A 14006-nucleotide genomic window follows, 5' to 3' on the forward strand; every position below is an offset into this window, starting at 1 on the left:
GTGGCGCTAAAAGCATAAAATTTTAATTTTAAAGCATAAAAAAAGCATCCTGTTGCCAGAATGCTTTTATAGATAATTTGGATATAAATCTATTCCTGATTTGTTTTTTTTCTCCACGTAAAAGAGTTGAGAATATGTCTTTTAGCAAATCTTCCGGGAGAATCTGCATTTACCATTTTTACATAAGTAGCTTTAGGAACACTGATGTATTCGTAAACGCTACCATTAGAGAAATCGATAATTAAACGACCATCAACAAATTTATAATCTGTAATTGAACAAGTCGAAATTGTTTCCGTGTATTCCGGTAAGTTAGCTTTAATCGTTTCAGGATTAATGCTTACCAAAAAGTGATAAGCCTCAATGATCGCTTTACTTTTTTCTTCCGCAGCTTTCAAACCAGCATCATCACCTTGAAATTTATCAGGATGTGATTCTTTCATCGCATTACGATAGATGGTTTTTAAATCTTTTAGTTCTGCAGTTTTTTCTACATTTAATAACTTACGGTATTCAACTATTTTTTTCATAAATAAAAGGTAACTTATTGTCTATTAGTTTGAAATGTGTATTTAATACTTCAAAACGACAAATTTTTTGCAAAGGTACACTTTTTTTTAACTTTTTAGTTTTGAAGGAAAAAATATTCGGAAATTTTATAGTCTCAGTCCCAGTCTTCAGTCTCAGTTTTAACATACAGGTAAGCCATGACCCACGGCTGCGACTGAAAACTGTGACTGCAAACTAAAAACTACTTCTGTTCCGGCTTATAATTGGCCTTATCGAAGTTTTTAGACTTTTTAGGATATTTGTCGTAGCTAATATCGCTTGGATTTTCAATAACAGATTTAATGGTGATCATATCGCCTACATTAAAATTGGAATGCGCTAATTTATAATCTAAAAGATATTCTCCACAAAAATAATTATTGTTTTCATCTTTCTCAATGATGCCGGTATAAACTCCTTTTTGCAACATTTTTTCGTGTGATCCTTTCGACATGACTTTTTTATTTTTAGAATTGAAGCTGCAAAGTTAATCAATATATCGTTTGGTTTGGGCAGTTTAAGACAATCTCAGTATATTTGCACATGCAAAAAAACTTTAAGCCACATCCGAATTCTTTCAAAAATACATTTTGTGTTTTTAATGAAGTTTCACCGGATGCTGTAACAGGTTTAAAAATCCAGTTCGAAAGTAAAGCCGGAAGCACCTATTATTATACCGAAAAAGGGATGTACAGAGTTTCGAATCATTGGGGAAGGCTAGCCAACAGTAAATGGCGTCTGGTCGCAATGGAACCGGAAACGCCATCGAAAACTAAAATTGGTTTTGCTGCCTGGAGTGAATTCTATCCGGACAATGCCGAAGATAAATTGTATTACATTGAAGCAGATTTTAATAAGAATACAGTAAATTATCAGCATAAAAAAAATCCGAAATACGATCAAAAAGCAATTCTGAGAACAAGTTTCGAAACCACAAAAAGAATCAAACAAATCAGGAATTTGCAGCAATTAACTTCTTGGGCGAAATATTTTGAGGAAGATATCGATATTTTGAGAGAGAAGATAATCACCGAATTGATTTTTACCGAAAAAACATTAGACGAAATTAAAAGAGAAATATAATGGGACGCAACAACGAAAGAAATATTAAAAAGCACAATGATAAGCTCCATAAAGCGCAAGACAAAGCCAAACAGGCTGTAATCTCACGAAAAGAAAAGCTAAAAGAAATTGTGAGAAAGTTTAACGAAGATAAAAAGGAAGAATAGAAAAAGTAGTTTCAAGTGAAAAGTAAAAAGGGAGAAGTGAAACCTGGAACTTGAAACCTGAAACAAAAAAACAAAGTAGATATGAATACAAAATTCGAAGACTTAAAAGTAAGTGTGCAGGAGATAATTGACCTGATTGCAGCGAAAAATGACAAAGAAGCCAATAATAAATTACTGGAAGTAAATGAAACTTTAGATGAACTGTTAGATCACGCTGAGGAAGACGAAGATTTAAGAGAAATCAGCAGGTATCAGGTTTTACTGAACCAGCTGCATGTAAAAATCAACGGTGAAGAAGAGGTTGATGGAGAGTAAAAAATGTTTTTGCGATACGGGCTTATCGTTTGATGCTTGTTGTGGATTGTATCTGGAGCAAAATCAAAAAGCGCCAACTGCATTAGCTTTAATGCGCTCCCGATATTCGGCTTATGCGACTCACAATGCCGATTATCTTCTGGAAACGACACATGTTTCAGAAAGACAATATTATTCAAAAACTGAGATCCTGAAATGGGCAACCAGTAACCAGTGGCAAAAATTAGAAATTTTAAGTTCGTCTGAAGATACGGTTGAATTTAAGGCTTATTTTTTAAATGCAGATCGACAACCTCAGACACATTACGAATTTTCGACTTTCAGATTCGAAAAGGAGGGTTGGTTTTATGTGGATGGAAAGTTTGAATAATTTATAATTTAGGAGTAATTTCCGTCTATTTCATGGTGTTTTTTTAACTAAAAATTAATAAATGTTTCTTTTTTCGTAATTCTAAAAAACCGTAATTTTAGAATTATGAAAAACGAATTTAAAAAAGGTTTTTACTTTAAGACTTACGAAGCACCGTTTCAGTCTCCGTTTGAAAAACTTTTTGGCATTTTCAAAGAGCTGATCACCCATACTTCGGGCGATTTTGATGAAGCCATAGACTGGCTCAGGGAGCTGGATATCGAGTATAAACTTACCGATGAAAACTACACAATCGATGATTTTATCGAAGATTTAAAAAAGAAAGGTTACATAAAAGACGAAGCCAAAGACGATGGTACGCCAGGATTTGGAATCACTGCTAAAACAGAACGTGCAATAAGGCAGCAGGCCTTAGATCAGATTTTTGGTAATTTGAAACGTTCCGGAAGTGGAAATCACAAAACCAAACATGCCGGAAACGGTGATGAGCATACAGGAGAGTTCCGTGAGTTTAATTTTGGAGACGGTTTAGAGCGTATTTCTTTAACAGAAAGCTTGAGAAACGCCCAAATCAACAATGGAGTGGAAAGCTTTATGCTTACCGAAAACGATTTGGTGGTAGAAGAAACGCAGTACAAAGCACAAATGAGTACGGTTCTGATGATCGATATCAGCCACAGTATGATTTTGTATGGCGAAGACCGAATCACCCCGGCCAAGAAAGTAGCCATGGCTTTAGCCGAATTAATCACGACACGTTATCCGAAAGATACATTGGACATTCTGGTTTTCGGAAACGATGCGTGGACAATTCCGATTAAAGACTTACCGTATTTGCAAGTGGGACCTTATCATACCAATACGGTTGCGGGACTTCAGCTTGCAATGGATATTTTACGCAGAAAGCGAAATACCAACAAACAAATTTTTATGATTACCGACGGGAAACCAAGCTGCGTTCGCGAACGGGATGGTTCGTATTACATGAACAGCAATGGTCTCGACGACTATATTGTAGATAAATGTTACACACAGGCGCAGCAAGCCCGAAAATTACACATTCCGATTACGACTTTTATGATTGCCAACGATCCTTATTTACAGCGTTTTGTCAATCATTTTACAGAAGCCAATCAGGGAAAGGCGTTTTATACCGGACTTAAAGGTTTGGGTGAAATGATTTTTGAAGATTACGAAACGAATAGGAAGAAGCGGGTTCGGTAGTTTTCAGTCTCAGTTTTCAGTTGTCATGCTGAGCGGAGTCGAAGCATTTTTAAATGGATAAAGGTTTAACGCAGAGGTGCACAGCAGTGCGTCTTATCAAAGTTAATTCGCAGCAGTTGCATTTGCACAAAAAAAATATAAATAACAAAATAGATATTTCAATAAAAATGGAAATAAACAATATAAATACATTAGGTCAGTTAAAAGCCTCAGGATATAAAAGTATAAGTATCAAAGACGAATTACGAAATAATCTTCGGGAGAAAATCAAATCCGGACAAGCTGTTTTTGAAGGGGTACATGGTTTCGAAAATACGGTAATCCCGGAATTGGAGAGAGCCATTTTATCACGCCACAATATCAATTTATTAGGACTTCGCGGACAGGCAAAAACGCGTCTGGCCCGAAAAATGATTGAATTGTTAGACGAGTATATTCCGTTTGTTTCGGGTTCTGAAATCAATGACGATCCTTTAAATCCGATTTCCCGTTTTGCAAAAGATCTAATTGCCGAAAAAGGAGATGAAACTCCAATTTTATGGTTGCACAGAAGTGAACGATTTTTCGAAAAACTGGCTACTCCGGATGTAACTGTGGCCGATTTAATTGGCGACGTTGATCCGATTAAAGCGGCAAATTTAAAATTATCGTATGCAGACGACCGCGTGATTCACTTCGGAATGATTCCAAGAGCCAATCGCTGTATTTTTGTCATTAACGAATTACCGGATTTACAAGCCAGAATTCAGGTGGCTTTGTTTAATATTTTGCAGGAAGGCGATATTCAGATCAGAGGTTTCAAATTGAGAATGCCGCTTGATATGCAGTTTGTTTTCACTGCAAATCCTGAAGATTACACCAACAGAGGAAGTATTGTTACTCCGTTGAAGGATAGAATTGGTTCTCAAATCTTAACGCATTATCCTGAAACTGTAAAAATTGCCAGAACAATTACTGAGCAGGAAGCCAAATTAGATCAAAATCAAAGCGAAACCGTCTATGTTCCAAGTCTGGCTAAAGATATATTAGAGCAAATAAGTTTTGAAGCGCGTGATAGCGAATATATTGACAATAAAAGTGGTGTCAGTGCCAGAATGAGTATTACGGCTTTCGAAAATTTAATTAGTACCGCAGAACGTCGTGCTTTGATAGCCGGAGCAGATAAAACCACCTTGCGTTTGTCAGATTTTATCGGAATCATTCCTGCTATTACCGGAAAAGTCGAATTGGTTTACGAAGGAGAGCAGGAGGGAGCAGCTTCCGTAGCTCAGACTCTGATAGGTTTGGCCGTCAGAACTTTGTTTTCGGAGCATTTTCCCAAAATTGAAAAATTAGAAAAACCCGGAGAAAAAACTCCTTATTCTGATTTGATCGAATGGTTCTTTGCAGAAAGTGGTTTCGAATTGTTAGACGATTGTTCCGACAAAGAATATCAGGATATCTTAGACGAAGTTATACCTTTAGATGTTTTATTGAAAAAATACCAGCCTCAACTGGATAAAAAAGATCAGTATTTCATGAAAGAATTTATTTTATGGGCACTGGTTGAATATAAAAAATTGAGCAAGGATCGTTTTGCAAAAGGACACCAGTTCAAAGATATGTATGGAAGTTACATCAGTAAGTTGTAAATACTTGTAATAGTGAAGAATTTCAAAACCCGACACGTTTTTAAAACCTGTCGGGTTTGTTTTTTAGACTTAGTAAATTATGTTTCAACAGTTTATTATTTCTAAAAATCCCTTTACCACTTTAAAATCAACTACCTTGTTCCGTTGGCTGTAATTGCAGTCTTTCCTAAAAATATAATGGAAGATAGTTTTGAAGATTTGATCGCTTCGTACATCGAAAATAAAGTAGGTATAGCGGAGCATTTTTTAACCCCTGAATTAGCAAATCATTTAAAACAAAATTTACTCGATTTAAATCAGAAAAATTTATTGTTAAGCGCCGGAATTGGAAACTCGGATAAACTGTCGTATGACGGTGCCATCAGAAGCGACTCGATTTACTGGCTGGATAAAAATCACAATAATGTTTTCGAAAATGAATTTTTTGCCAAAATTGATGCTTTTATACTATACCTTAATGAAAGCTGTTATACCGGAATTACAGGTTACGAGTTTCATTATGCCTTATACGAAAAAGGAGATTTTTACCTGAAACATTTGGATCAGTTCAAAAATAATCCCAGTCGTAAATATTCCATGATCAGTTATCTCAACAGCAATTGGCAGGAAGCCGATGGCGGAGAATTGCTGATTCATCAGGTGAATAATAATCAGAAGATTTCACCAACACAGGGTAAAACTGTTTTCTTTAAAAGTGACGAACTGGTACACGAAGTTTTAGTAACTCAAAATACGCGAATGAGCATTACAGGCTGGCTTAAGAGTGATTAATATTCTTTTTTTTGGAAGTTATAAAAGAGATAAACGTTATTTTTGCATTCAAAAAAGAACCTTATGTTATTTCTCGTTTTAAGTATTATTTGCAGTGTTGTGGTGGGCGTTATTTTTAAAATCACCAGAAAATACAATACAAATCCAACCCAGATTGTTGCTTTCAATTATGTGTTTGCACTGCTGCTTTGTTATTTTACTTTTAGTCCGGACCTTAAGGAAGTTACTGTTAATTCGCCCTGGACCATTTATATCGCCATTGGTGTTTTGCTGCCTGCTGTTTTTCTGTTTTTAGTAGCTTCTATAAAACATATGGGAATCGTAAAGACAGATGCGGCCCAAAGATTGTCGTTATTTATCCCTATTTTGGCTGCCTGGTTTATTTTTAAGGAAGAATTCAACAGTTATAAAGTAATTGGGCTTCTGACGGGTTTTCTGGCACTTTTATTCATCATAAAAAAACAAGCCGCAAATACTGGGAACAAATGGATGTATCCGGCAATTGTTTTGTTTGGTTTTGGCGTTATTGATATCCTTTTTAAGCAAATTGCTCTTTACACGACTTTACCTTATACTACTTCACTATTTGTAGTTTTTGCAATTGCATTGCTTGTTGCGGTATTTATTGCTGCTTATGGGTTTGTCATTAAAAAAGCCGGATTCGAATCTAAAAATATTCTTTTTGGAGCTTTGGTAGGCCTTTTTAATTTCGGAAATATTTTGTTTTATCTGAAAGCACATAAAGCATTCTCTGAGAATCCTTCGACTGTTTTTGCAGGAATGAATATGGGAGTTATCATGCTTGGCAGTGTGGTTGGTCTTCTTTTTTTTAAAGAAAAACTGTCCAAAATTAACTTCGTGGGAATCATTTTAGCTCTAATTTCCATTATTTTTATTGTTTTTTCACAATTGAAGTAATTTTTTTACTTGTATAAAGTCTTTATTTACAGGCTTTTTTGTAGTAGAATTCATTTTGTTTAAAATTAATTCTACTAATTCCATAGAATATATAAAGTAATTTATATAGATTTGCAATGACAATGAAAAACTATAACCAAAATAGCATTCCGTTTATGTGCAGCTTCACGATGTGTTGCATGATGAACGCTGTAATGAAATGGCCTTAATAGAAAATGGACTTGTTAGTTATTTTTTTTTTAGCCTTTCATGCACCATGAAAGGCTTTTTTTTTGAATTATTAAAAAATTATAAGATGCGATCAAATAGAAATACCAACATAATGATGCAGTGCTGTCTGATGAAAATACCATGTTGTATCCGTTGAAACAATTAGAAAAGCTGAACAAAAATAAACAACCCCAATTTAAAAGATATATAAAATGAGTGCAGAAATAATAAAACAGAATCTCTTTCAATCTATGATTGATCGCTTTAATATCGCCGCTGATATTCTTAATTTAGAGGAATCCATCAGGCAGAAATTGCAGCGTCCGGAAAAGCAAATCGTTGTGAATTTCGCTATAACCTTAGACAATGGAACAATTCAAAATTTTGAAGGATACCGCGTCATTCACAATACGGCACTTGGACCGTCAAAAGGCGGAATTCGTTACGATACAGGTGTTAATCTGGATGAAGTCAAAGCACTGGCTGCCTGGATGACCTGGAAATCTGCTGTAACAGGAATTCCTTTTGGAGGTGCAAAGGGCGGAATCATTTGTGATCCGAGAACCCTTTCCAAAACAGAATTGGAAAAAATAACCAGAGCCTATACCAAAGCATTAGCTGATATCTTCGGACCTGAAAAAGATGTTCCTGCTCCCGATATGGGAACCGGACCTGACGAAATGGGCTGGCTCATGGATGAATTTTCATTGGTACACGGCAAAACGATTCATGCCGTAGTGACCGGAAAACACCTGAATTCCGGAGGTTCTTTGGGAAGAGTAGAAGCAACAGGGCGTGGTGTAAGCATCATCAGTATTCTGGCGCTTCAAAAGCTAAAAATCAGACCTGCAAGAGCTACGGCTGCGATTCAGGGTTTTGGGAATGTTGGTTTGCATTCGGCTTTGTTTTTATTCGAAAAAGGATTGAAAATTGTCGCCGTAAGTGATGTTTCTGAAGCTTTTTATAATCCGGACGGACTCAATATCCCGGAACTGATATTGTACTACAATCTGAATAATAAATCAATAAAAGGATACCCGAATTCAGTTGCAATCAAACATGAGGATTTATTGTTATTGGATGTTGATGTCCTGATTCCTGCCGCGAAAGAAGACGTTATTACAGGAAAAAATGCCAACGCTATTCGTGCTAAAATTATTGTAGAAGGAGCAAACGGTCCCGTTTCTTCTGATGCGGACAAAATACTGCATGATAATAATGTTCTGGTTGTTCCTGATATCCTGGCCAATGCCGGCGGAGTTACTGTTTCCTATTTTGAATGGCTTCAGAATTCACTTTTGGAATCATGGAGAATTCACCAGATCAACAAGCGTCTGGAAGATATATTGGAAAAAGGTTTTGATACCGTTTTTAGAGTTGCAGCAAAATATGATGTAACGCCTCGTATTGCGGCTTATATTATTGCATTGAAAAAAGTGGCTGAAACGCAGTCTGTAAAAGAAGTGGCGGCAGATAGTCCAAAGTATAAACAGAATTAAAAATTTACTCTAAAATTAGATCTGAATAATTTTCATCAATTGATACTTTTCTGTGAATGGGATGGTATCAATTGATGAAAATATCTTCTTCCTGACATATTTATAATACAACAAAGTAATTTTTAAAAATGGAACATATTAATTTTCTTGCTTTCGCAATGCCTGCCTTTTTTCTTTTTTTCTTTATTGAATTTAAGATCGCGCAACGAAAAAAAAGACCGGAAATTTTTAATTACGAAAGCTCTGTTTCGAATATTAGTATTGGTATTGCCGAAAGATTAATTAACCTGTTTATAGCGGCGAGTTTCTATCAGTCCTACTATTTCATTTATAATAATTATCGGATTTTTGATATTCCATCGAATGTTTTTGTCTGGTCTGCCTTAATTCTCGCAACCGATTTTGTCTGGTATTGGTACCACAGGTTAGGACATGAAGTCAATTTTTTCTGGGCAGCTCATATTGTGCATCATCATAGTGAAGAATTTAATTTTACCGCTGCAGCGAGAATTACCACTTTTCAGGCTGTTATCCGGACTGGATTTTGGTGTGTTCTTCCGTTTGTAGGGTTTCATCCAACAATGGTCATAACAATGCTGATTGTTCATGGCGCTTATTCTTTTTTTACGCATACACAGCTTATCGGAAAAATAAAGTGGCTGGAATATGTTTTTGTAACGCCTTCTGTTCACGGAATCCATCATGCGTCGGACGAGAAGTATCTGGATAAAAACTATGGGGATATGTTTACTTTCTGGGACCGACTTTTCGGGACTTTCCAGACGGAAGAGGAAAAACCAAAATACGGATTGACGCATCCGTTGAAAAGCTACAGTTTCTTATGGCAGCATTTTCACTATTACTTTGAAATTTATGAATTAATGAAACGCTCCACAGGTTTCAAAGAAAAATGGAAAGCAGTTTTTGGAAGCCCCGCACATATGGATCAGGACATTCGGCCCCTACTGGAAAAACGGTTTTTACAGGATAAAACCAATCCGAATCAGCGACTTCGATTTAAAAATTATCTTTATATCCAGTTGGGAATTTCGACTTTTTTGCTAACGGTTTTTACCTATTATTTTGAATTTTTAAATGGTTTTGATAAGGTTTTTGTGCTGTCGATTATATTGATCACGCTAATTAATTGTGGTGCTTTACTGGAACAGCGAAAATGGATTTATTATCTCGAATATGCCCGAATTTACCTGATCGCGGTCTATTTCCTGTACGAAGAAAATTTAATCACCTTTTTCTTTATCCCACTAGGAATTATGATTTTCGCTGAACAATTATTCTCCTTGGGTAAACGGTATCAGAATGTGGTACTTCAGTTGGAATCTTCGGACTGAATAGAAGTGAGAAGTGAGGTGTGAAAAGTATAGAAAAAAGCGGTATCTGAAAGGGTGTCGTTTTTTTTTTTTGCCACTGATTTAAGGATTTTAAAAGATTTTTTAATTTATGTGAATCTGTGCAATCTGTGGCTTTATTTTTTGCCACTCCCTATAGCTATCGGGATAAAGAATTCAAAAGATTTTTTTAATCTGTGTGAATCTGTGCAATCTGTGGCATTAAATCATATCGTTTTAATCGCCATGATTTTCTCTTCAAAAGTATCTTTAAAATCGGATTTGCTTTTGATTCTTGTTTTGTACGTATAGATTGTAGCTACGGAAAGTTCCAGAAATTCGGCCATTTGGCTGCTGTCCTGAATTCCCAGTCGATACAACGCGAAAATTCGAAGCTCGGTGTTTAAGAGCTCGCCTTTTTTTACAATGCATTTATGGTCATTCGGAAATAAATGATTGAAATCGGTCACAAAGGTGGGGAATAACTTCAGGAAGATTTCATCAAACTGATGAAATAAATTCTCGCGTTCTTCCTTTACATTATAGCGTTTTAAACTCGCAATGACTTCATCTGTTTTCTTTGTAATGATCTTATGAAGCGTACTTTTCTGAATATGATCTATTTTATTAATAAATGCCGATGTTGCTTTGATAAAATAGGTAATGTATTCTTCCTTAATAGCATTGGCCTCGCTCAGGCTGATGTTCATCTCCTGCAGCTGACTATATGAAGAAGCCATTATTTTTCTCGCCTTGTTTCTTTCTTTTAATTGCTTGAAAATAATGATCGAAAACAAAATGATAATCACGGTCAGTATCGTTAACAGAATAATAATTCTTTCCAGTTTATCATTTTTTTCTTTTACATTATTCAGTTGTGCTTTTTCGATGATTGGCAAAATAGACGAAATCTCAATTTTGCGGTGTCTGGCGTTATAAAAAGTCGCATCATCCATAGCAATATTGATGTATTCGTTGGCTTTGTCCAGATACCCCATTTTAAAGAGTTCATTAGCCAGATTTCGCAACGCGACGGTTTCTTTGGTCGCATTTTTTACATCAGCAATGGCAGCAAGTGCGAGGTAATAAATCGCTTTTTTGGTGTATCCTCTTTCGGAGTAAATGTAACCCAGGCTTGAAGTTGCAATTCCGTAATAATCGGGAGGCAGATCGTAATTATTAATCCAATAGCTGAAGGCAAATTCGGCACCACGCCAATCCTGCTGCTTCAGTCTTTTCAGGCTTTCGGCGGCCCAATATTCGTTGGTGTTCGTTCCGATTAATTCTAATGCCTTTTTCAGAAAATGATTTCCTTGTTGTACATAGTGAATGTTAAAACGCTGATCACGGTTATAATCGGCTAAATCGTAATAAGCACGTGCTTTTATATTGTAATACTCAAATTTATTTTGTGAGTCCAGTTTTTTGTCGTCAACGACATTCAAAGTATCAATAGCTTCTTTAAATAAACCGGAGGAAAGGAGTACGAAACCTTCTTTAATTCGGCTTTTGGCCAGGTATTTGGAATCTTTCAGCACAATCGCCTTAATCTTTGCTTCTTCTAAATAATAATAAGCGGAATCATATTTAAAAGATTTGTATTCTTCAAACAACGACATATAGCAATTATAAAGTGCCGTGTTGTTCTGGCTCAGTGTAAATTTGGATACATTTTTTTTTAGTGCTTCTATCTTCTGATATTTCTTTTTGAGATATACTTCCTTTTTAAGGAGCACTTTATCTAATTCTTCCAGAACAGGATCTGTCTCTTTCGCAGTGAGAGAAAAACCTGCAATGAAAAAATACAGAATTAATATTCTTTGCATAGTCATGTTTTGGTTTAGGATAAAAATAGTTTTTTGGTTGATGTGAGTTAATTCGTTTTTAATTCAACATAAGCCTGAGAGGTCAGACCTGATAACTTTTAGAATTTAGCAAATTGAGACGTAACACATTTAAAAACAAGGGTTAGTTTATTTAAAAACGGGCTCTAAATGTTAAAAGTAGTTTAATAATTTGCAATTATACAATAAAAAGCAATTATATATATGCATAGTGAAAAAAATATACACTTTAATTTTGATATTGTCATTTGTACCATTAATCAAATGCCATTTTTTATCTAAACAATGTCTTGATTTTTGCTCTTATAAAAATATTTTAAATAATTGATTATTAGATAGTTGTTTTGTTTTTTGTTTGGTTTTTATCTTGATTTTTCTCAGATGTTTTTTTTAAGATTTATTTAACGTATAGCTTCGCTCTGTCCTTTACGGATAAAAAAACTAACAATCAAACCACAAATTTATGAGATGTAAAAGTATTTATTGGTTGGCTGTTGTGATGAGTTTAACAGCCATTGGCTGTGATAACACTGACGACGGAAGCCACGTTGATCCCATTACCATTTATGAAAAAGTAAACGGCAACTGGGGATTAACAAATCTGAAAATGGTTGATGAATTTGCGAAAGCAAGTAAAATCGAACCAAACGAAGAAAACTTGAGTACCTATTTTAATTACGAAGATTTTAAAATCAACTTCGTAACAGACGCGCAAAACAGGCCTACAAGTTATGAAGTTACCGGAAATGTTCCTCCATTATTTGCTCCCAAAGGATATTGGGCATTAAGCTCAGATTTTCAGCAGACCAATGCCAGTGCAATACGAATCTATTTGTACAGCGATGCTCAGAAAACTCAAAAAACAGACGAACTCAGGATAATTTCAGTTCCGGGTAAAAATAAAGAAATGCAGCTTCAGCTGATGCGTACTTCCGGCGGAGTGGATTTTGTGTCTTATGTATTCAAATTAAATGCTATTAATTAAAAAGTAATATGAAAAAGTTTATATATACAATTTTACTTGCCCTGTTGATGGCTCCGAATTTTGTAACGGCCCAGGAAAATGCCGGTGCTGTGGGACCAATGTCATCCTATCCGGTAGTGTACAAATATGATGAAGCAGTAACCTGGTATTTTGATCTTTCAGGAACCACGTTTGCAGAAACTGAAGATCTTTATATCTGGATTTGGTCCCCATCTGAGCCTGATGCGGGCAACTGGGAAAACTCTTCTGATTTTGCCAAACTAAAATACGAGGGTGATAAAATCTGGAGTTTTAACCTGACCCCAACGGCGTATTTTGGTAAAACTCCCGAGGAAATCGCAGCAAGTGCAGGTTTTTGGTTCCGTTTAAAAAACAAAAACGGATCGAAGCAAAGTGATGTTGCCAACATGACGTATACTGATTTTTCATCCTTTTATAGCGCAAACGAATTAATCAGATCCTATCCGGCCAAACCAACCATTGATAAACCGGTAAGTATTTTATTTAATTCGAATTTAAAAGACGGTTTCGCCGGAGTTCCGAGTGTTCACTTCCATAGTGGTTTAAACAATTGGGCTGTTTTGCAGGAATATCAGGCCTGGCTACCTGAAGTTTCTGAAAAAACAAAACTAAAGGATTTAGGAAATGGTTTTTACAGAATGGATTTGATTCCGCAGGAATATTATAATACTGAACCTGGTTTTGTTATGGAAAACATTACGTTTTTAATGGTAGCAAAAGACTGGACCACTAATTCCGGTGATCAGATTATATATGCAGGCGAATTTGTGCCGCCACCGCCACCGGTTTTTGCTTTTTTCCCTTTACAGATCAGTCAGAAAGACTTTTTGGGAATGTCAAGAAAAAATAACGAATCGGGGGTAAACAAATTGATTTACACCATTACAGCCGGCAGTAAAACAATTTCTGGTGAGTTTTCAGGAGGAACAGCAGAGATCAAAGGATTTGTCAATTTAGTTTCAGAACTAAACGGAGTTCCGAATTTAACTGAAATTCATGTTCTGGTAAAAGACAACAAGGACAAAACGATTTCGGATACGTCGATTCCCCTTAAAACTTTAGACAAATAATTCACTATCAAATTAAACACC

15 protein-coding genes are annotated in these 14006 nt (G+C 35.6%); 12 read left to right on the top strand and 3 right to left on the bottom strand.

Annotated elements, in window-relative coordinates:
* Window positions 1–89 precede the first annotated feature (89 nt).
* The gene (locus HAV12_RS08915) at window positions 90–530 is read right to left on the bottom strand and encodes a KTSC domain-containing protein (protein ID WP_132036946.1); all 441 of its coding nucleotides are present in this window, start codon (window positions 528–530) and stop codon (window positions 90–92) included.
* 221 nt (window positions 531–751) lie between these two features.
* A complete protein-coding gene (locus HAV12_RS08920; protein WP_127336708.1) occupies window positions 752–1003 on the bottom strand; it encodes a hypothetical protein in 252 nt (83 codons plus the stop codon).
* Between the two features lie 89 nt (window positions 1004–1092).
* Between HAV12_RS08920 and HAV12_RS08925 the strand changes: the two genes are divergently transcribed.
* From HAV12_RS08925 to HAV12_RS08970, 10 genes are all read left to right on the top strand, one after another.
* Window positions 1093–1632, top strand: coding sequence for a hypothetical protein (locus tag HAV12_RS08925; protein ID WP_171569336.1), 540 nt, complete (start codon window positions 1093–1095; stop codon window positions 1630–1632).
* Window positions 1632–1778, top strand: a complete 147-nt coding sequence (locus tag HAV12_RS08930) for a hypothetical protein (RefSeq protein WP_164502534.1) — start codon at window positions 1632–1634, stop codon at window positions 1776–1778. The genes HAV12_RS08925 and HAV12_RS08930 overlap by 1 nt, the downstream gene beginning before the upstream one ends.
* Before the next feature lie 81 nt (window positions 1779–1859).
* Window positions 1860–2093, top strand: coding sequence for a hypothetical protein (locus HAV12_RS08935; RefSeq protein ID WP_132036948.1), 234 nt, complete (start codon window positions 1860–1862; stop codon window positions 2091–2093).
* Window positions 2083–2463, top strand: a complete 381-nt coding sequence (locus tag HAV12_RS08940; RefSeq protein ID WP_171569337.1) for a YchJ family protein — start codon at window positions 2083–2085, stop codon at window positions 2461–2463. The genes HAV12_RS08935 and HAV12_RS08940 overlap by 11 nt, the downstream gene beginning before the upstream one ends.
* Before the next feature lie 105 nt (window positions 2464–2568).
* Entirely contained in the window at window positions 2569–3687 is a 1119-nt protein-coding gene (locus HAV12_RS08945; protein WP_132036950.1) for a VWA domain-containing protein, read from the top strand.
* 167 nt (window positions 3688–3854) lie between these two features.
* Complete coding sequence (locus tag HAV12_RS08950; protein ID WP_171569338.1) at window positions 3855–5318, top strand: magnesium chelatase; 1464 nt, start codon at window positions 3855–3857, stop codon at window positions 5316–5318.
* Between the two features lie 177 nt (window positions 5319–5495).
* On the top strand, window positions 5496–6089 hold the full coding sequence (locus tag HAV12_RS08955; protein ID WP_132036951.1) for a 2OG-Fe(II) oxygenase family protein: 594 nt from the start codon (window positions 5496–5498) through the stop codon (window positions 6087–6089).
* Window positions 6090–6152: 63 nt separating this feature from the next.
* Entirely contained in the window at window positions 6153–7007 is an 855-nt protein-coding gene (locus HAV12_RS08960) for a DMT family transporter (RefSeq protein ID WP_171569339.1), read from the top strand.
* A gap of 422 nt (window positions 7008–7429) precedes the next feature.
* Entirely contained in the window at window positions 7430–8716 is a 1287-nt protein-coding gene (locus HAV12_RS08965; protein ID WP_171569340.1) for a Glu/Leu/Phe/Val dehydrogenase, read from the top strand.
* A 128-nt stretch (window positions 8717–8844) separates the two neighbouring features.
* Window positions 8845–10068, top strand: a complete 1224-nt coding sequence (locus HAV12_RS08970; RefSeq protein WP_171569341.1) for a sterol desaturase family protein — start codon at window positions 8845–8847, stop codon at window positions 10066–10068.
* Window positions 10069–10292: 224 nt separating this feature from the next.
* Here the strand turns inward: HAV12_RS08970 and HAV12_RS08975 are convergent, their stop codons facing one another.
* The gene (locus HAV12_RS08975; protein ID WP_171569342.1) at window positions 10293–11891 is read right to left on the bottom strand and encodes a DUF6377 domain-containing protein; all 1599 of its coding nucleotides are present in this window, start codon (window positions 11889–11891) and stop codon (window positions 10293–10295) included.
* 481 nt (window positions 11892–12372) lie between these two features.
* Here HAV12_RS08975 and HAV12_RS08980 point away from each other — a divergent pair, with 481 nt between their 5' ends.
* The gene (locus HAV12_RS08980) at window positions 12373–12894 is read left to right on the top strand and encodes a DUF5004 domain-containing protein (protein WP_171569343.1); all 522 of its coding nucleotides are present in this window, start codon (window positions 12373–12375) and stop codon (window positions 12892–12894) included.
* A gap of 8 nt (window positions 12895–12902) precedes the next feature.
* Window positions 12903–13985, top strand: a complete 1083-nt coding sequence (locus HAV12_RS08985) for a hypothetical protein (RefSeq protein ID WP_171569344.1) — start codon at window positions 12903–12905, stop codon at window positions 13983–13985.
* Window positions 13986–14006 lie beyond the last annotated feature (21 nt).

This window comes from Flavobacterium sp. CLA17, assembly GCF_013112255.2.
GTDB classification, from domain to species: domain Bacteria; phylum Bacteroidota; class Bacteroidia; order Flavobacteriales; family Flavobacteriaceae; genus Flavobacterium; species Flavobacterium circumlabens.

Bases quoted from the DNA above. Each gene is read 5' to 3' on its own strand.
- HAV12_RS08915 (WP_132036946.1), bottom strand. From the start codon at position 530: ATGAAAAAAATAGTTGAATACCGTAAGTTATTAAATGTAGAAAAAACT.
- HAV12_RS08920 (WP_127336708.1), bottom strand. From the start codon at position 1,003: ATGTCGAAAGGATCACACGAAAAAATGTTGCAAAAAGGAGTTTATACC.
- HAV12_RS08925 (WP_171569336.1), top strand. From the start codon at position 1,093: ATGCAAAAAAACTTTAAGCCACATCCGAATTCTTTCAAAAATACATTT.
- HAV12_RS08930 (WP_164502534.1), top strand. From the start codon at position 1,632: ATGGGACGCAACAACGAAAGAAATATTAAAAAGCACAATGATAAGCTC.
- HAV12_RS08935 (WP_132036948.1), top strand. From the start codon at position 1,860: ATGAATACAAAATTCGAAGACTTAAAAGTAAGTGTGCAGGAGATAATT.
- HAV12_RS08940 (WP_171569337.1), top strand. From the start codon at position 2,083: ATGGAGAGTAAAAAATGTTTTTGCGATACGGGCTTATCGTTTGATGCT.
- HAV12_RS08945 (WP_132036950.1), top strand. From the start codon at position 2,569: ATGAAAAACGAATTTAAAAAAGGTTTTTACTTTAAGACTTACGAAGCA.
- HAV12_RS08950 (WP_171569338.1), top strand. From the start codon at position 3,855: ATGGAAATAAACAATATAAATACATTAGGTCAGTTAAAAGCCTCAGGA.
- HAV12_RS08955 (WP_132036951.1), top strand. From the start codon at position 5,496: ATGGAAGATAGTTTTGAAGATTTGATCGCTTCGTACATCGAAAATAAA.
- HAV12_RS08960 (WP_171569339.1), top strand. From the start codon at position 6,153: ATGTTATTTCTCGTTTTAAGTATTATTTGCAGTGTTGTGGTGGGCGTT.
- HAV12_RS08965 (WP_171569340.1), top strand. From the start codon at position 7,430: ATGAGTGCAGAAATAATAAAACAGAATCTCTTTCAATCTATGATTGAT.
- HAV12_RS08970 (WP_171569341.1), top strand. From the start codon at position 8,845: ATGGAACATATTAATTTTCTTGCTTTCGCAATGCCTGCCTTTTTTCTT.
- HAV12_RS08975 (WP_171569342.1), bottom strand. From the start codon at position 11,891: ATGCAAAGAATATTAATTCTGTATTTTTTCATTGCAGGTTTTTCTCTC.
- HAV12_RS08980 (WP_171569343.1), top strand. From the start codon at position 12,373: ATGAGATGTAAAAGTATTTATTGGTTGGCTGTTGTGATGAGTTTAACA.
- HAV12_RS08985 (WP_171569344.1), top strand. From the start codon at position 12,903: ATGAAAAAGTTTATATATACAATTTTACTTGCCCTGTTGATGGCTCCG.